General features: G+C 61.0%; 13 protein-coding genes. 3 read left to right on the forward strand and 10 right to left on the reverse strand.

Annotated elements, in window-relative coordinates; genetic code table 11:
- Window positions 1-11: 11 nt before the first annotated feature.
- From AC13QE_RS04525 to bcoG, 9 genes are all read right to left on the reverse strand, one after another.
- Window positions 12-1,643: an ABC transporter ATP-binding protein gene (locus AC13QE_RS04525; protein WP_488482755.1), complete on the reverse strand. Its 1,632-nt coding sequence runs from the start codon at window positions 1,641-1,643 to the stop codon at window positions 12-14.
- Window positions 1,636-2,463: an ABC transporter permease gene (locus AC13QE_RS04530; protein WP_488482756.1), complete on the reverse strand. Its 828-nt coding sequence runs from the start codon at window positions 2,461-2,463 to the stop codon at window positions 1,636-1,638. Before AC13QE_RS04530 ends, AC13QE_RS04525 begins: the two co-directional genes overlap by 8 nt.
- Window positions 2,460-3,467 (reverse strand): ABC transporter permease, encoded by a 1,008-nt coding sequence (locus AC13QE_RS04535; RefSeq protein WP_132718327.1) that lies wholly within the window; start codon window positions 3,465-3,467, stop codon window positions 2,460-2,462. Before AC13QE_RS04535 ends, AC13QE_RS04530 begins: the two co-directional genes overlap by 4 nt.
- A 190-nt stretch (window positions 3,468-3,657) precedes the next feature.
- Window positions 3,658-5,247 (reverse strand): ABC transporter substrate-binding protein, encoded by a 1,590-nt coding sequence (locus AC13QE_RS04540; protein ID WP_488482757.1) that lies wholly within the window; start codon window positions 5,245-5,247, stop codon window positions 3,658-3,660.
- Window positions 5,248-5,373: 126 nt separating this feature from the next.
- Complete coding sequence (locus tag AC13QE_RS04545) at window positions 5,374-6,156, reverse strand: carnitinyl-CoA dehydratase (RefSeq protein WP_488482758.1); 783 nt, start codon at window positions 6,154-6,156, stop codon at window positions 5,374-5,376.
- A gap of 6 nt (window positions 6,157-6,162) precedes the next feature.
- Window positions 6,163-8,220 carry an acetate--CoA ligase family protein gene (locus AC13QE_RS04550; protein ID WP_488482759.1) on the reverse strand — a complete coding sequence of 686 codons (2,058 nt, stop codon included), beginning with the start codon at window positions 8,218-8,220 and terminating at the stop codon, window positions 6,163-6,165.
- Window positions 8,221-8,224: 4 nt separating this feature from the next.
- Window positions 8,225-9,385 carry an acyl-CoA dehydrogenase family protein gene (locus tag AC13QE_RS04555; protein WP_488482760.1) on the reverse strand — a complete coding sequence of 387 codons (1,161 nt, stop codon included), beginning with the start codon at window positions 9,383-9,385 and terminating at the stop codon, window positions 8,225-8,227.
- 12 nt (window positions 9,386-9,397) lie between these two features.
- Window positions 9,398-10,888, reverse strand: a complete 1,491-nt coding sequence (locus AC13QE_RS04560) for a carnitine 3-dehydrogenase (protein WP_488482761.1) — start codon at window positions 10,886-10,888, stop codon at window positions 9,398-9,400.
- Window positions 10,889-10,895: 7 nt separating this feature from the next.
- Complete coding sequence (bcoG, locus tag AC13QE_RS04565) at window positions 10,896-11,798, reverse strand: 3-dehydrocarnitine:acetyl-CoA trimethylamine transferase BcoG (protein ID WP_132718338.1); 903 nt, start codon at window positions 11,796-11,798, stop codon at window positions 10,896-10,898.
- Window positions 11,799-11,905: 107 nt separating this feature from the next.
- Between bcoG and AC13QE_RS04570 the strand changes: the two genes are divergently transcribed.
- Window positions 11,906-12,898: a GlxA family transcriptional regulator gene (locus AC13QE_RS04570; protein WP_488482762.1), complete on the forward strand. Its 993-nt coding sequence runs from the start codon at window positions 11,906-11,908 to the stop codon at window positions 12,896-12,898.
- Here the strand turns inward: AC13QE_RS04570 and AC13QE_RS04575 are convergent.
- Window positions 12,873-13,748 carry a LysR substrate-binding domain-containing protein gene (locus tag AC13QE_RS04575; RefSeq protein WP_132718343.1) on the reverse strand — a complete coding sequence of 292 codons (876 nt, stop codon included), beginning with the start codon at window positions 13,746-13,748 and terminating at the stop codon, window positions 12,873-12,875. The genes AC13QE_RS04570 and AC13QE_RS04575 overlap by 26 nt on opposite strands.
- 108 nt (window positions 13,749-13,856) lie before the next feature.
- On the opposite strand from AC13QE_RS04575, the gene AC13QE_RS04580 reads away from it, so the two are divergent.
- Together AC13QE_RS04580 and AC13QE_RS04585 are read left to right on the forward strand one after the other, a co-directional pair.
- Complete coding sequence (locus AC13QE_RS04580; RefSeq protein WP_488482763.1) at window positions 13,857-14,774, forward strand: DMT family transporter; 918 nt, start codon at window positions 13,857-13,859, stop codon at window positions 14,772-14,774.
- Window positions 14,775-14,841: 67 nt separating this feature from the next.
- Window positions 14,842-16,884: an oxidoreductase gene (locus AC13QE_RS04585; protein WP_488482764.1), complete on the forward strand. Its 2,043-nt coding sequence runs from the start codon at window positions 14,842-14,844 to the stop codon at window positions 16,882-16,884.
- Window positions 16,885-17,107 lie beyond the last annotated feature (223 nt).

Genomic DNA, 17,107 nt, shown 5'->3' on the forward strand with positions numbered 1-17,107 from the left:
TAATCTAGCTCTCAATTTCCGGCGCTCTCCATCTTCCGCGTCGTCAGCACTCGCTCCAGCCACCCGATCTCCATTTCCGGCACGGATTTCAGCAGCAAGTCGGTGTAATCGTCGAAGGGCGGCGACAGCGCTTGCGATTTCGGACCGAAGCGGACGAGTTTACCGCGATGCATCACCGCGACGCTGTCGGCGATCGCGCGCACGATGGCAATATCGTGGGTGATGAAGACGTAGGAGAGATGCGCCTCTTCCTGCAGCTTCAAGAGCAGTTTCAGGATGCCTTCGGCAACCAGCGGATCAAGTGCCGAGGTCGGCTCATCGCAAAGGATGAGTTCGGGCTTGGCCGCAAGCGCTCTGGCGATGGCGACGCGCTGTTTCTGGCCGCCGGAAAGCTCGGCCGGGTAACGGTCGATGAAGCCGTTGCCCATCTCGATCTGATCCAGCAGCTCTTTCACGCGTGCTGTTTTCGCTGTGCCACGGAGGCCGTCATAGAAGGTCAGCGGGCGGCCGATGATATCGCGCACAGTCTGGCGCGGGTTCATGGCAGTATCGGCCATCTGGTAGATCAGCTGAATGCGCCGCAATTCCTGCCGCGAGCGGTCTTTCAAGGCGGGCGTCAACGGCTTGCCGTCGAAGGAAATCCGGCCATCGCTCGGCGGCAGGAGGCCGGTAATCACGCGCGCAAGCGTCGATTTTCCGGAGCCGGACTCGCCGACCACCGCCAATGTCTGGCCTTTAGGAACGTGTAGAGAAACATCGTGCAATACTCTGAAACCATTCGAATATTGCGCGCTGATATTCTCGACTTTCAGAAGCGCGCTCGTCTGCTCGGCGGCTTCCGCTCGGGCCTCCTGACGGACGTTGACGAGGGCGCGGGTATAATCCTGCCGCGGCTCCTCGATGATCTGCTGGACGCTGCCATATTCCACCGTCTTGCCATGCCTCAACACCATGATGTCGTCTGAAATCTGGGCCACGACGGCAAGGTCATGGGTGATGTAAAGCGCGGCTGTATGCGTTTCCTCTATCGCATGCTTGATCGCCGCGAGCACGTCGATCTGCGTAGTGACATCGAGCGCGGTCGTCGGTTCGTCGAAGACGATCAGTTCGGGATTGGAGCAGAGCGCCATGGCGGTCATGGCGCGTTGCAGCTGGCCGCCGGAGACCTGATGCGGATAGCGGTCCCCGAAGGTTTCCGGATTGGGCAAGCCAAGCACGCGGAAGAGATAGAGGGCGCGCTTTCTCGCTTCTTCCTTGGACATCAGGCGATGCTTGACAGTTGCTTCGATCACCTGATCGCCTAGCCGATGCGCCGGATTGAAGGCGGCCGCTGCCGATTGCGCGACATAACAGACCCGTGCGCCACGAATCCTGCGGATGCCGGATTTGCCGAGCGGCAGGATGTCTGCGCCATCGAGCAATACCTGGCCGCCGGTAATTTCCGCACCGCCTCGGCCATAGGCAAGCGCGGAAAGGCCGATGGTGGATTTGCCGGCGCCGGACTCGCCGATCAGCCCGAGCACCTTGCCTTTCTGGAGGTCGAAGGAGACGCCGTCGACGATGGTGACGCGCTTCGGCGGCTCGCCCGGTGGATAGCTGGTCGCCTCGATCTTGAGACCGCGAACGGAAAGAAGCTCAGGCATCGCCACGCCCTCCCTTGAGGCTGGAGGTGCGCCTTAAGAGCCAGTCGACCACCAGATTGACACAGATTGCCAGCGCCGCGATGGCGGAGCCGGGCACAAGCGCGGCGGAAATGCCGAAGATAATGCCGTCCTTGTTGTCCTTGACCATCCCGCCCCAGTCGGCCGCCGGCGGCTGAATGCCGAGGCCGAGGAAGGAGAGGGTGGAGAGAAACAGGATCGAGAAGGCGAAGCGCAGCCCGAACTCGGCCAGCAGCGGCGACAGCGTATTCGGCAGGATCTCGCGGAAGATGATCCAGATCCTGCCTTCGCCGCGCAGCTTGGCCGCTTCGACGAATTCCATGACAGCGACATCGAGCGCCACGGCGCGGCCGAGGCGGTAGACGCGGGTGGAATCGAGAATGGCCATGACAAGGATCAGCACGATCAGGCTCTGCGGTAGGACGGCGAGCACGACGAGCGCGAAGATCAGTGTCGGGATCGACATCATCAGATCGTTGAAGCGCGAAAAGACCGTGTCGATCCATCCACGGGAGACGGCGGCGGTGAAGCTGAGGATAATGCCGAGCGAGAAGGAGATGATCGTTGCCGCCAGCGCGACGAAGAGCGTCGTGCGGGTGCCGTAGATCAGACGCGACAGGATATCGCGGCCGAGATTGTCTAATCCGAAGAAATATTGCGCATCGGCCGGCTGCCAAACATTGCCCACGACTTCCGTCTCGCCGAAAGGGGCGATCCAGGGTGCGAAGATCGCGCAGATGAAGGCAATTAGAATACCGATCATGCCGATCCAGGCGGTGATGGGGATATCTCTCAATCTCATCGCGGATGCCTCAGACGGGGGTTGGCGACGATGGCGAGAATATCCGCCGTCATGTTGAGGAAGATGTAGACGGCGGCAAAGATCAGGCCGCAGGCCTGGACGACAGGCATGTCGCGCACCGTCACGGCGTCGACCATATACTGGCCCATGCCGGGATAGACGAAGACGACTTCGACAACGACGACGCCGACGATGAGATAGGCAAGGTTCAGCGCGATCACGTTGATGATCGGTGCCAGCGCATTGGGGGCGGCGTGCTTGACGATGGCGCGGAAGGCGGAGAGGCCCTTCAGCTCCGCTGTTTCCATATAGGCCGAGGACATCACGGAAAGGATGGCCGCACGCGTCATGCGCATCATGTGCGCAAGCACGACCAGAACAAGCGTTGCGGTTGGCAGCGCGATGGCCTTCAGCCGCTCGACGAAGCCCATGCCGTCGAAAACCGTCGCCGGAAAGGTCGCAACGCCGAATTTCACCGAGAAGAACATGATGAGGAGATAGCCGATGAAGAATTCCGGCAGCGAAATCGCGGCCAGCGAGATGACATTGATGATCTTATCAGGCAATCGGTTCCTGAAATGGACCGCCAGCATGCCCAGGCAGACCGCCAGCGGCACTGAAATCAACGCGGCAAAGCCGGCGAGAAACAGGGAGTTGCCGAGCCGCTTGCCGATCTGCTCGCCGACGGAATTCTTGCTGGCCCAGGAGGTGCCGAAATCACCCTGGACGGCATTGCCGAGCCATTGCACATAGCGGGTAACCACGGGCCGGTTGAGGCCAAGCTCTTCGCGGATATTGGCGACGGCCTGCGGCGTTGCCGATTGGCCAAGATAAGTGGTTGCAAAATCGCCGGGCAGGGCTTCGAGCCCGCCGAAGATGAGGACCGAGACCGCAAACAGCAGAATGATACTGAGCACACAACGCTCGATAATGAGGGCCAGCAGCGGAAAGCGCTGCTTGAACCTCAGCCCCGGCAGAACGGTTCCGGGAGGTGAATTGGACATGGCCGATGCCTCGCACTGAGAGCGGTTCCATGTTTTACAGGAATCGCTGTGCCGCTCTCTCTTGTTGTTTTACGCAATTCCGAACGGAAAACAGCTGCGCATTTTCCTGAAATTGCTTGAAACGTCGGGAGGACCGCGAAAAGTTTTCGCGGTCCCGGCTGCGTTGGAGATGAGGGCGTTCTCGTCCGCTTCAGGCGTCGAGCCAGACGCGGGTCGCCACGTAGCCGTTCGACATGTCGTTGCCGATATCGTGAACGTAACCCTTCACCTGCTTGGTGGAGGCGTTCACGAAATCGTTGAACATCGGCAGGATGACGCCGCCTTCATCGCGCACCATCATTGCCATGGTGCGGTAGAGCTCCTTGCGCTTGGCTTCGTCCAGTTCGGAGCGGGCCTGAAGCAGAAGCTTGTCGAAGTCGGGTCGCTTGAAGCGCGTGTCGTTCCAGTCCGCTGTCGACAGGTAGGCGGTGGAATACATCTGGTCCTGCGTCGGTCGGCCGCCCCAGTAGGAGGTGGAGAAGGGCTGGACGTTCCAGACATTCGTCCAGTAGCCGTCGCCCGGCTCGCGCTTGACCTCGATGTTGATGCCGGCCTTCTTGCAGCTTTCCTGATAAAGAACGGCCGCATCGACGGCGCCGGGGAAGGCGACTTCGGAGGTGCGCAGCAATACCGAGCCGCTATGGCCGGACTTCTTGTAATGGAAGGCGGCCTTGTCGGGATCGTACTTGCGCTGCTCGATCCCTTCGGGGAAGAGCGCATAGGTGCTGTTGATCGGGAAGTCGTTACCGACCTTGCCGTAGCCGCCGAGGATCTTCTTGACCATGGTCTCGCGATCCATGGCGTATTTCAGCGCCAGACGCAGGTCGTTGTTGTCGAATGGTGCCTTGTCACAATGCATGATGAAGACGTAGTGACCGCGGCCGGCGGTAGCCAGGATCTCGACGTTCGGCGCACGTTTCAGAAGATCCACAGTCTTCGGGTCGACGCGGTTGATGTAATGGACCTGACCGGACGAAAGCGCCGCGATGCGGGCTGTGGCATCGTTCATGCAGATGATTTCGATGCTGTCGACGAAACCGCGGTCGGTACGCCAGTCGTCCTTGTTGCGCTCGAACGTGGCGCGCACGCCGGGCTCGAAGCTGAGCTGCTTGTAGGGACCGGTGCCGATCGAGGCGAGGGGATCGTCATAACCGCCATTCGGCTGGATTACGAGGTGGTAGTCGGTCAGGAGCAACGGCAAGTCGGCGTTGCCCTCGGTCAGCGTCAGGACGAGGTTGTCGCCATCGGCCTTGATCTCCTTGATCGACTTCACGACGCCCAGCGCGCCCGATTCCGATTTCGCATCGGTATGGCGCTTGAGCGTGGCGACCACGTCGTCGATCGTCAGTTCCTTGCCGTTGTGAAACTTGACGCCCTTGCGGATCTTGAAGGTCCAGGTTGCGGCATCTTTCGACGGCTCCCAGGATTCTGCGAGCGACGGAACGGCGGCACCCGTGAGCGGATGGGATTCCACCAGCATGTCACCCCAGCAGCGGCCGATGCAGAACATGACCTGCGACAGGAATTTTGCCGGATCTTTCGAATCGGTTGCAGCGCCGCCTTCAAGACCAAGCTTCAGATGGCCGCCGCGCTTCGGTTCGGCCGCCATTGCACTTTCGGTAAAAAGTTTGTCGGCGAGCGTCAAAGTCACGCCCGCTGCCATTGCGCGTCCCATGAATTCGCGGCGGCTGAGACCACCCGCGGTGACGCGGCTTGCAAGATATTTCGTATAGTCGTTCATTCCCCTGTTCCTTCTTCTTGCCGTGTTGACAAAGCTATCGAGCAAGCCACTTCAGGTCACGGTTCCTCTTCCGCCTGAAGCCTGTCGCCCGCGAGCATGCGGGAAATTCAGCGGTTGCCGCCGCCTCTACCTTCCTTTCCAGATGGGGGCTCGCTTCTCGGCAAAAGCCCGTGCGCCTTCCAATTGATCTTCGCTCGAATAGAGGAGGTCGACGGTTGCGAACTGCCGTTTGGTGATCTTGTTCATGGCAGTCTGAAACGTCGAACCCTCCGCTTCGCGAACGATTTCCTTGATCGCCGCGTAGACCAGCGGCGGCCCGCTTGCGAGCAGGCGGGCGAGTTCCCAGGCCCTGTCCATCAGCTTGTCGGCGATGACGATCTCGTTGAGGAAGCCCCAGCGATGCGCCTCTTCGACATTGAGCCAGCGGCCGGTCAGCAGCATGTCCATGGCGATATGATAGGGAATGCGCTTCGGCAGCTTGATCGATGCCGCGTCGGCGACGGTGCCGGAGCGGATCTCGGGCAACGCGAAGGTCGCATGCGGGGCGGCGATGATCAGATCGGTGGAGAGCGCAATCTCCAGCCCGCCGCCGCAACAGATGCCGTTGACGGCGCAGATGATCGGCTTGTTGAGGTCGCGGAGTTCCTGCATGCCGCCGAAACCGCCGACGCCATAGTCGCCGTCAACAGCATCGCCGGCGGCCGCGGCCTTCAAATCCCAGCCGGCGGAAAAGAATTTTTCGCCGGCGCCGGTGACGATGGCGACGCGCAGATCCGGGTTGTCGCGAAAGTCGCGAAAGATCAACCCCATCTTGCGGCTGGTCGCGAGATCGATGGAATTGGCCTTGGGCCGGTCGATGATGACCTCGAGGATGCCGTCTTCGGAGCGGGTTCGAATGGGGTCTTGCAACTTCCGCTACCTCCTTCGTCGGATAAGGGCATCCGCAGCAACAACGCCTCGGGATTCTGCTAGGACCATCAATGGATTAATGTCTAGTTCTTCAAGATGTGCGGCGTTCGTTACGACATATTCTGCCGCTGATAGGACGGCGTCGGCTACAATCTCCAGGTTGCTTGCCGCGCCACCGCGATAGCCTTCGATCAATTTGCGAACCTTCAGCCGCGAAATCCGCTCAAGAACCTCGGCTTTCGTCACGGGGAGCGGCAAAACGACGGAATCCTCAAGCAATTCCACGAGGATTCCGCCCGCGCCGACTGTCAGGGTCAAGCCGACGACCGGATCGCGGACCGCGCCGACGATCAGCTCCGCGATAGGGCAATCGATCATCCGCTCGATAAGGAATCCGTGTGCGACACCAGCCATGCCGTCGGCCGCATCTCCGACTGCGTTCTTATCCCATAGGTTGAGCTTGACCGCGCCAACCTCGGACTTGTGCTCGACACCGAGCGCCTTGAGTGCGACCGGGAATCCGAGTTGTTCCGCGCACTCGGCCGCCTCGCTTGGCGTGGATGCTGTCTCGCCGCGCGGCGTGGCGAGGCCAAAGGCTGCAAGTTCGGCCTTGGCCTCGGCCTCGCTCAAGGTCTCGATTTCACCTGTCTCCGTCCGTGTGCTGAGAAGCGGCAATGGTTGCGGCTTTCTCCAGGCATCGGCAATCCCGCTGGCAACATCCGCCGCCGCCAACGCTTCGCTGATGCCGCAGAGCGGCACGATGCCGGCTTGGATCAACTGCTCAGCGATCGCTTCCGGCATGTTTTCCGGCAGCGTCGCCAGAATGCCGGCGCTGGCCCCCGTCTGCTTCGCGGCCGCGGCAACGGCCGAGACCGTAATCATCCAGTCGGCGCCATCACAGCGATCCTCACGCGGGAAATCAAGCACGAGCAGATTGAGGGCATAGCCGCCCGCGAACATGGCGCTGAAAGCCTCCGTCTGTCGGGCCAGATCGCCCCAGACGAAGGTGTGGTAATCGAGGGGGTTGGAGAGCGTTACCATCGGGCCAAGGGTTGCGCGCAGGGCAGGAAGCTGTTCGGCTTTCAACGCGCGAAATTCGACATTGCGGCCGACGGCAGCATCGGCCATCAGCGATGCCTCGCCGCCCGAACAGCTCATCGAGGAGATGGCGTTGCTTTCGAGTGGGCCGGCAACATGCAGGAGTTTCAGCGTTTCGATGAGTTCCGGCAAAGTCGCGACGCGGCCGATGCCGAGGCGATCGAGAACGGCGTCTGCCACCGCGTCGCTGCCGGCAAGCGAGGCCGTATGCGAGACGGTGGCGCGCTGCGCCTGTTCGGATTTTCCGACCTTCAGCGCAATAACGGGCTTCCTCAGCTCTCTGGCGCGCATGGCGAGGGCTTCCAGTGCCCTGATATCACCGAAGCCTTCGATATGCAGTCCCACAGCCGTGACACGCCGGTCTTCAAGGACGGCGCGGGCGAGATCCGAGAGGCCGGTCTGCGCCTGGTTGCCCGCCGTCATCAGATAGCTGATGGGCAGGCCCCTTCTCTGCATGCTGAGATTGATGGCGATATTGGAGGATTGCGTGAGGATCGCGACGCCGCGCTCGGTTCTGACGATGCCGTGCTGATCGGGCCAGAGCAGGGCGCCGTCCAGGCCGTTGATCATGCCATAGCAGTTCGGGCCGACGATCGGCATGCTACCTGCCGCTTCGACCAGCGCGCGCTGCAAGTCCGCGCCATCAGCCAGTTCCGCCACGGCCTCGCTGAAGCCGGAAGCGTAGCAGACGGCGCCGCCGGCGCCTCTGGCTGCGAGATCACGAACAATCTCGACGGTGAGCGTCCGGTTGACGCCGACGAAGGCGGCGTCCGGCGCGTCAGGCAGGCTGGCAACCGACCGGTAGCAGCGGCGGCCGAGCACGCTTTCCTGTGTCGGATGCACCGGCCAGATTTCGCCGGCGAACCCCATGCGGTCGCATTGCTCGATGACACGCCGCGCCTCTCTGCCGCCGAAGACGGCGATCGTTCTGGGGCGAATGAGGCGATCGAGCGAGCGCGGTGTCATGACTTCATGCTCCGAACGGCCGGAGCAGGTCGCGGCTGATGATGTGCCGCTGGATTTCCGAGGTGCCGTCCCAGATGCGCTCGACGCGGGCGTCGCGCCAGAAGCGGGCAAGCGGCAGGTCGTCCATCAGTCCCATGCCGCCGAAGATCTGGATCGCCTGGTCGGTGACACGGGCGAGCATTTCCGAGGCATAGAGCTTGGCGGACGCGATCTCGCGATTGGCCGGGATGCCGGCATCGAGCTTCCAGGCGGCTGACAGCGTGAGCAGATCGGCCGCGTCGATCTCGGTGATCATGTCGGCAAGCTTGAACGAGACACCCTGATTGGCGCCGATCGGCTTGCCGAATTGTTTGCGCTCAGCCGCATAGGGCAGGGCGAGATCGAAGACGCGGCGTGCCCTGCCGACGCAGGTGGCGGCGACCGTCAGGCGCGTCCCGTAAAGCCACTGATTGGCAAGATCGAAGCCGCTATGCACCTCTCCGAGTACCTGCGATTTCGGCAGGCGGCAGTCGGTGAAGTTCAGGATGGAGTTGTGATAGCCGCGATGGGAAACCGAGTCATAACCCCTAAGGACGTCAAAGCCCGGCGTGCCGCGATCGACTAGGAAGGCCGTGATCTTCTTCTTGACGCCCCGATGCGTGTCCTCTTCGCCGGTTGCGGCAAAGACGATGACGAAATCGGCGACATCGGCGTGCGAAATGAAATGCTTCGTGCCGTTGAGCACGAAATCGTCACCATCCTGCCTTGCTGTGCATTTCATGCCGCGCATGTCCGAGCCGGCATCCGGCTCGGTGATCGCGAGCGCATCGATTTTCTCGCCACGCACCGCAGGCAAAAGATAGCGCTCGCGCTGCTCACCCTCGCAGGCCATCAGGATGCCGGAAGGGCGTCCGAAGAAGACGGTGAGACCCATCGAGCCACGGCCGAGCTCGCGTTCGACGAGCGTAAAGGTTAGGTGATCGAGCCCGGCGCCGCCGATTTCCTCGGGAAAATTGCAGGCATAGAAGCCGAGTTCGATACATTTGCGCCTGATCTCGTCTCCGATTTCAGGCGGCACGATGCCGGTACGCTCGACCTCGTTTTCATGCGGATAGATCTCCGTCTCGACGAAGTCCCTGACCGTCTTGACGATCATCTCCTGTTCTTCGCTGAGCCCGAAATTCACGATCGCTTCCTCCTAGCGTTTTTGTCCCACATGACGGCCGGCTCCTTCCGACGTGGCCAAGGCTGCGTGTGCGGCAGAAATCGGCCTGAGCTTCGCCAGCACCTCCTCCGGTGCGGCGACGGCTTTGCCTGCTTTCGCGTCGACATGCAGCAGCATTTGTTCTGCGGTGGCGATCACATCGCCGTTCGCGCTGTCGTGCAGCGCATGGAAGACATGCAGTCGCTTTTCGTCAGATGCGAGGATCTGCGCCGTCGAATGGATGGCCTGTCCGAGCTTGGCCTCGCCAAGATGGCGGATATGGGTCTCCACCGTATAGTAGCTGTGGCCGCGTTCCACATAATCGAGATCGACGCCGATCAGTCGCAGCAGAGCATCCGACGTGTCGCCGAAGACTTGCAGATAGCGATGCTCGGTCATATGGCCGTTATAGTCGACCCATGCCGGGCTGACCTTGGTGTCGATCAGGCGCAGCGGCTTTGTAACGTCCAGCCCCTGCTTCGCTCCGCCACCTGCGGCCCAAAGCTGCTGCTCGAAATCCTTCAGCAGCTTGCCGGCGCCCCAGCCCTTGCCGCCATGGCTTCCCTTCAGGCTTTGAAGGATGCCGACGAGGTTCTCGTCGCGGATACGCTCGAGTTCGCGGATCGATAGACCATCCGCCTGTTCGTCCGACTGCTGGCCGATCTTTTCGACAAGGGCATCGTCGAGATCGACGACATCCATCAGCTTCGTCCAGTTCCACTGCAGGGCAGGGCCGAACTGGGCCAGGAAGTGCCGCATGCCCGCTTCGCCGCCGGCGATGCGATAGGTCTGGAACAGGCCCATCTGGGCCCAGCGCAGGCCGAAGGAGTAACGGATGACATCATCAAGCGTCTCGACAGTGCAGATGTCGTCCTTGATCAGCCACAGCGCCTCGCGCCACAGCGCCTCCAGCAGGCGATCGCCGACGAAGGCCTCGATCTCCTTAGCGATATGAACACCCTTCATGCCGATGGGCGGCAAGCGCTCCATTGCCGCCTGGATCGTCGCCGCGCTGGTCTTTTCTCCGCCGACGATCTCGACGAGTGGCAGGAGATAGACGGGATTATAGGGATGGGCGACGAACAGGCGCTCGGGATGGCGCACGTCGCGTTGCAGGTCGGTTGGTAGCAGCCCCGATGTGGAAGAACCGATCAGCGCATCTGGCTTTGCCGCGGCATCGATCTGCGTCAGCACGTTGCGTTTGAGGTCCAGCCGCTCGGGCACGCTTTCCTGGATCCAGTCGGCGCCATCAACGGCGGATTCCAGCGTGTCCCTGAATGTGAGCTTGCCGCGCGGCGGAAGCGGAGCACCGGTCAGCATTGCATAGGCTTTTTCCGCATTCGCCAGAACTTCGCCGACAATGCGTTTCGCCTCCGGATGCGGGTCGTAGACATCGACATCGATGCCAGCCAGCAGGAAGCGGGCGATCCATCCGCCGCCGATGACGCCGCCGCCAATGCAGGCCGCCTTGTTGATCTTGGTCATCGGGGCCTCAGCGCTTCGTCAGTTTCAGCTTCTTGCGAACATCTTCGGGGCCGATGATGCGTGCGCCCATGCCTTCGACCACTTGCACCGCCTTTTCGACGAGCTGCGCATTGGTCGCGAGCATGCCCTTTCCGGCATAGAGATTGTCTTCCAGCCCGACGCGGACATTGCCGCCGGCAAGGATCGCCGCCGCCGGATAGGCCATGGCGTTGCGACCGATGGAAAAGGCCGAGAAGGTCCAGCTTTTGGGAACGTTATTGACCATCGCCATAAAGGTGTTGAGGTCATCGGGCGCCCCCCAGGGGATGCCCATGCAGAGCTGGATGAGGACCGGATCCTCGATCAAGCCCTCCTCGGCAAGCTGCTTGGCAAACCAGAGATGACCGGTATCGAAGGCCTCGATCTCCGGGCGCACGCCGAGATCGGTCATCTTCTTCGCCATGGCCCTCAGCATCGAAGGCGTGTTGGTCATGACGTAGTCGCCAAGATTGAAGTTCATCGTGCCGCAATCGAGCGTGCAGATTTCCGGCAGGCATTCGGCGACGTGGCTAACGCGCTCGGTGGCGCCGGCCATATCGGTGCCCTTGGCATTCAGGGGTAGGGGGCTCTCGACGTCGCCGAAAATCAAGTCGCCGCCCATGCCGGCGGTCAGGTTCAGCACGACATCGACGTCTGCCGAACGGATGCGGTCCGTGACTTCCCTGTAGAGCTCGTTGCGGCGGCTGGCAGCGCCCGTTTCCGGATCGCGGACATGGCAGTGAACCACTGCCGCCCCAGCCTTGGCGGCGTCGATCGCGGAGTCGGCGATCTGCTTGGGAGTGATCGGAACATGGCTGGATTTCGAAACCGTGTCGCCGGCGCCGGTTACGGCACAGGTGATGAAGACATCGCGATTCATCGCAAGAGGCATCTTTTGTTCTCCCTCATATTGAGGACATTACGAGCCATGAGACATCGACATGCTTTGCATTATCGGAAGCGTATAATACAGTTTCGGAACTCTCGAAGGATTGCTGAATGCTGACATCGGCTAATGAGACGCTCGACATCGACCTCCTGATCCTTCCGGAGACGAATCTGATTTTGATCGCGTCGGTGATCGAGCCGTTGCGCGGGGCCAACCGCATTTCCGGAGCCGAGCTCTACCGCTGGCGCCTTTTCACGCCGGATGGCTCTCCCGCTGAGACGACGAGCCTTATTCCGGTGCCGGCCTGCGCCAGCTTTCGCCCGACATCGGATGCGACACCGCTTTTCGTGCTCGCCAGCTATAATTGGCGGCGCAGCGCCACACAGGCGCTGAAAATGCAATTGTCTCAAACCGCGCGTCATCGCTCGATGGTCGCCGGCGTCGAATCAGGGACCTGGTTGCTGGCTGAAGCAAGTTTGTTGGACAATGTCTCCGCTGCCGTCCACTGGGAGGATTACGACGATTTCGCGCTCGCCTATCCGCAGGTGCGCGCGGTTAGGGATCGCTACGTGATCGACGGCAAGCGGATCACTACCGCCGGCTCGTTGCCGACGGTCGATCTTATGCTCGAAATCATCCGGCGGCGGCAGGGCTATTCACTGGCGCTCGAAGTTAGTCGGCTGTTCATCTACGAGCCGGCAAGCACGCAGAGTGTGGCAGAACTTTCGCCATCGACGGCTGGCCTGCGCATGCGCGATCCGCGAGTTGCTCAAGCCATCCACCTGATGGAGGACCATATCGAGCAGCCGCTGGTTCTCACGCGTCTCGCCCGCCGCGTCGGTGTCAGTGCGCGCCATCTGCAGGCGCTCTTTCAAGAGAGTATTGGAGCGCCGCCGCATGTGCATTATCTGGCGCTGAGGCTCAATGCGGCGCGGCGCAAGGTCATCGAGACGAAAGCCTCCTTTGCCGAGATTGCCGCCATGACCGGCTTCAATTCGGCATCAGCCTTTTCGCGCAGTTACCGTGCCAGCTTCTCGGAAAGCCCGTCCGGCACGCGCCGCAGGTTGCGCCGGCGCATTACGGCTGCAGCAGAGCCGACATAGGACGAAAGGCCTCGCGCACCATCTCTGCCAGTTCCCGGATCGCTTCGCTCGAATGATAGGGATTGCGTCGAAGCACGACGCGGGAGGAATCGACCGGCGGGAAACCGTCATCACCCGTCAGTTCACGACAGCCATGCGGAATATTGCTGCGCGACAGCGTGGTCACGGCAAGCCCGGCGGAGACGGCGTTCTTCAAGCCCGAGCTTGTATCGGCTATAAAGGCGATACGATAACGCCGCCCGATTTGCTCCAATGATTTCAGAGCGAAATCGCGACACCATGTCGAATCCCGATAGACAGCGATTGGCATTGGGGTCGCCTCATGCACACGATGCACCAATGATGTCACCCAGACAGTTGGGTCCACACAGAGAACTTCGCCTTTGCTCTGGTTGTTCCAATCGAAAACGACGGCGAGGTCCAGTTCGTCTTTTTCCAGCGCGGCCAGATTATGTGCCGTGTAATCGCAGGAGACCGTGACTTCGACTGCCGGATGCCTGACTGCGAACGCGGCCAAGGCGGCCGGAAGAATGGTCTGGCTGTATTCCTCGGGAATCCCGATTCGGACCGGCCCATCCAGGGGCTTCGTGCGGATATTCGCCGCCGCCTCGTTCAGAAGTTCGATCACGCGTTGCGCGTAGGGAAGTAATTGAGTGCCGGCGCGGGTAAGAACGGCGCCCCGGGCACTTCTCTCGAAAAGCGTTTCGCCGATCGTATCCTCGAGCCGCTTGATCTGGGCGCTGACCGCCGATTGCGTGCGGCCGATCCTTTGAGCGGCCGTGGAAAAATTGGACGTCTCGGTGATGACGAGGAACGTCCGCAGCAGGTCGCTCTCAATGGGGTCGCGCATTCGGGTCACAAATATTTCTGATAGCTACTATCTCTACTATTCGTTTGCCTGATGTCAAATATCGGCGCACACAAGGGCGTTCCTTCTGCTCATTCTTTGAGTCCATACATGACATTCCAGTTTCCGACCCGCTCCGCTTTTGCCAGCGATTATGAGAGGGGCGTCATACTCGTGGCCACAGCAATGCTTGCGTGGAGCTGCAGCGGCATCTACGCGCGCCTTCTGACCACGGACATATGGACGGCGATCGCCTGGCGATCGCTGTTCGGCGGCTTGTTCCTGCTGGTTCCCAGCTTTTTCCTCGAAGGCGGGTTCTCCAGGCGGCAATGGGCATCGATCTTTCATCCCGCCGGGCTGGCGATGCTGGTCTGCCAGACGATCAGCCAGGCCTGCTTCATCGGCGCGCTCTATATGACGACGGTCGCCAATGTGACCATGATCTACGCGACCGCACCGTTCATCGCCGCCTTCCTCAGCTGGACCATGCTGAAGGAGCGGGTCGCGAAGCGGACCTTGATCGCTGGCGGCATCTGCCTCGTCGGCGTGGCGGTCATCGTTGCCTCATCGATCGGCGGCGGTACGGGCGTCGGCGATCTGCTAGCGCTCGGCATGACAGTCACCTTCGCCCTCATCATCGTCATTCCGCGCATGGACCCCAGCATTCCGATCCTGCCGTCGAGTGTCGTCAGCGGGCTTTTGACATTCGTCGTCTTCGTGCCCTTTGCCTCGACAAGCTCGGTGGACATTCACAACTGGCTTCTGCTCGCCGCTTTCGGGGCGACGAATTTCGCGCTCGCTTTTGTCCTCTTCCTGTTCGGTTCGAGAAAGATGCCTGCAGCCGACGCGGCACTTATCAGTTCGATGGAAATCGTGCTGACGCCATTCTGGGTATGGCTCTTCTTCTCGGAGATGCCGCCGGTTGCCACCTTTATCGGTGGGGCGATCATCTTCGCAACGATCGTCTGGCACACCGCGATCGATCTGCGGCATAGCCGCCGCCGTCGTGCACCCGTCAATGGGCTATAGCCATAACCTCTTGTCTCAGCAAAGATAGCGGTTCGAGCCTCGACTTCATAAAAGCGATGAAAGCGACATGACCTCCAACGATCCCTTGCTCCAGCCCTATCAGCTCAAGCACCTGACACTGAAGAACCGCATCATGTCGACGGCGCATGAGCCGGCCTATTCGGAAGGCGGCATGCCGACGGATCGCTACAGGCTCTATCACCGCGAGAAGGCTAAGGGCGGTATCGCGCTGACCATGACGGCGGGCTCGGCGATCGTCTCGGCGGATTCGCCGCCGGCCTTCGGGAATCTGCATGCCTATCGCGATGAGATCGTGCCCTGGCTGAAGAAGCTTGCCGACGACTGTCACGAGTTCGGGGCTGCTGTCATGATCCAGCTGACCCACCTCGGTCGTCGCACCGGCTGGAACAAAGGTGACTGGCTGCCCGTGCTGGCGCCGTCGCCAATCCGCGAGCCGGCGCATCGCGCCTTTCCGAAGGCAGCTGAAGACTGGGATATCGAACGGATCATTGGCGACTTTGCCGCGGCGGCGCAACGCATGCAGGCAGCCGGCCTGGACGGTATCGAGATCGAGGCCTATGGCCATCTGACCGACGGCTTCTGGTCACCGGCAACGAACAGGCGTGACGACGAATTCGGCGGTTCGCTTGAAAACCGTATGCGGTTCTCGATGATGGTGACCGAGGCCATTCGCAAGGCGGTCGGCCCGGAGTTCATCGTCGGCATGCGCATGGTGGCAGACGAGGACTGGGAGAAGGGGCTTTCGCGGGAAGAAGGCGTCGAGATCGCCAGGCGGCTGGTTGCGTCGGGAAACATCGATTTCCTCAATATCATCCGTGGCCATATCGACAGCGACGCGGCGCTCAACAATGTCATTCCGATCCAGGGCATGGCCTCGGCACCGCATCTCGATTTTGCCGGTGAGGTGAGGGCTGCGACAAAATTCCCCGTCTTCCACGCCGCCCGCATCAGCGATGTCGCGACGGCGCGTCATGCGATCGCGGAAGGCAAGCTCGATATGGTCGGCATGACGCGCGCCCATATCGCCGATCCGCATATCGTCAACAAGGTAATGTCCGGGCAGGAGGCTAATATCCGTCCCTGCGTCGGCGCAACCTACTGTCTCGACCGCATCTATGAGGGCGGAGAGGCGCTCTGTATTCACAACGCGGCGACCGGCCGCGAGGCCGAAATGCCGCATCGGATCGAGCGGGCAGCAACATCACGCAAGGCCGTCGTCATCGGTGCCGGCCCTGCGGGCCTGGAGGCGGCGCGCGTGCTGGCCGAGCGCGGCCATGAGGTCAACGTGCTGGAGGCGGGCAGCAAGGCCGGCGGGCAAGTGAATCTGCTCACTCGCAACCCGCGCCGCAAGGAGATGATCGGCATCATCGACTGGCGGCTTGCGGAGCTGGAGCGGTTGGGCGTCACGATCCACTACGACGTCTATGCGGGAGCTGACGATGTAATGGCGTTCGAGCCTGATCTCGTCGTCGTGGCGACGGGCGGTATCGCGCAATCTCCCGAGCTGGAGAGCGGCGACAGCCTCGTCACCTCATCCTGGGATATTTTGGCCGGCGCGGTAAAGACCGAGGGCCAGGTCTTGCTCTATGATGACAATGGCGGACATCCGGGCATGTCGGCGGCAGAAGTCATTGCCAATGGCGGCGCCGAACTGGAACTCGTCTCGCCGGAGCGCTTCTTCGCCCCCGAGATGGGCGGCATGAACCATGTGCCCTATGCCAAGACCTTCGCCGAGAAGAATGTCCGGGTCACCATCAATACGCGCCTGAAATCGGTGCGCCGCGACGGCAATGCACTCGTTGCGGTTCTGGGGTCCGATTTCTCGGAGGAGACGCAATGGGAGCGGCGGGTGTCCCAGGTCGTCGTCGAGCATGGCACCGTGGCGAATGATGAACTTTACCTTGAGCTAAAGGCTTTATCGCGCAATCTCGGTGCTGTCGACTATCCCGCATTGATCGCCAGGCGATCGCCGCTGCCCGTCAAGAACGAGGCCGGTTCGTTCGATCTGATCCGCATCGGTGATGCGATCGCAAGCCGCAATATCCATGCCGCGATTTACGACGCGCTGCGCTATTGCTCGCTTCTGTGAGATCATTGGGATTGTCGACTTTAGCCGCGTTATCACTCCAGACATTTTTGCGGTTTGCCGATAAAATTCATGGTGTCAATGCAGTACCTTGGATGTCTTAAGTGATAGGTGAAGTTCCGTCGCTGCGATATGGCTGTGGGAACTGCCTTAATTTTGAAACAAAATGTAACAACTTATAACACCCCGTTACCTGCCGAATCATTATATTCGGGCATGTGAGTGA

This window comes from Martinezella sp. CNPSo 3957, assembly GCF_057784395.1.

Excerpts from the sequence above, each read along its gene's own strand:
- AC13QE_RS04575 (WP_132718343.1), bottom strand. The coding sequence starts at position 13,748 with ATGCGCGACCCCATTGAGAGCGACCTGCTGCGGACGTTCCTCGTCATC.
- AC13QE_RS04560 (WP_488482761.1), bottom strand. The coding sequence starts at position 10,888 with ATGACCAAGATCAACAAGGCGGCCTGCATTGGCGGCGGCGTCATCGGC.
- AC13QE_RS04585 (WP_488482764.1), top strand. The coding sequence starts at position 14,842 with ATGACCTCCAACGATCCCTTGCTCCAGCCCTATCAGCTCAAGCACCTG.
- AC13QE_RS04530 (WP_488482756.1), bottom strand. The coding sequence starts at position 2,463 with ATGAGATTGAGAGATATCCCCATCACCGCCTGGATCGGCATGATCGGT.
- AC13QE_RS04550 (WP_488482759.1), bottom strand. The coding sequence starts at position 8,220 with ATGACACCGCGCTCGCTCGATCGCCTCATTCGCCCCAGAACGATCGCC.
- AC13QE_RS04570 (WP_488482762.1), top strand. The coding sequence starts at position 11,906 with ATGCTGACATCGGCTAATGAGACGCTCGACATCGACCTCCTGATCCTT.
- AC13QE_RS04525 (WP_488482755.1), bottom strand. The coding sequence starts at position 1,643 with ATGCCTGAGCTTCTTTCCGTTCGCGGTCTCAAGATCGAGGCGACCAGC.
- AC13QE_RS04535 (WP_132718327.1), bottom strand. The coding sequence starts at position 3,467 with ATGTCCAATTCACCTCCCGGAACCGTTCTGCCGGGGCTGAGGTTCAAG.
- AC13QE_RS04580 (WP_488482763.1), top strand. The coding sequence starts at position 13,857 with ATGACATTCCAGTTTCCGACCCGCTCCGCTTTTGCCAGCGATTATGAG.
- AC13QE_RS04540 (WP_488482757.1), bottom strand. The coding sequence starts at position 5,247 with ATGAACGACTATACGAAATATCTTGCAAGCCGCGTCACCGCGGGTGGT.
- bcoG (WP_132718338.1), bottom strand. The coding sequence starts at position 11,798 with ATGCCTCTTGCGATGAATCGCGATGTCTTCATCACCTGTGCCGTAACC.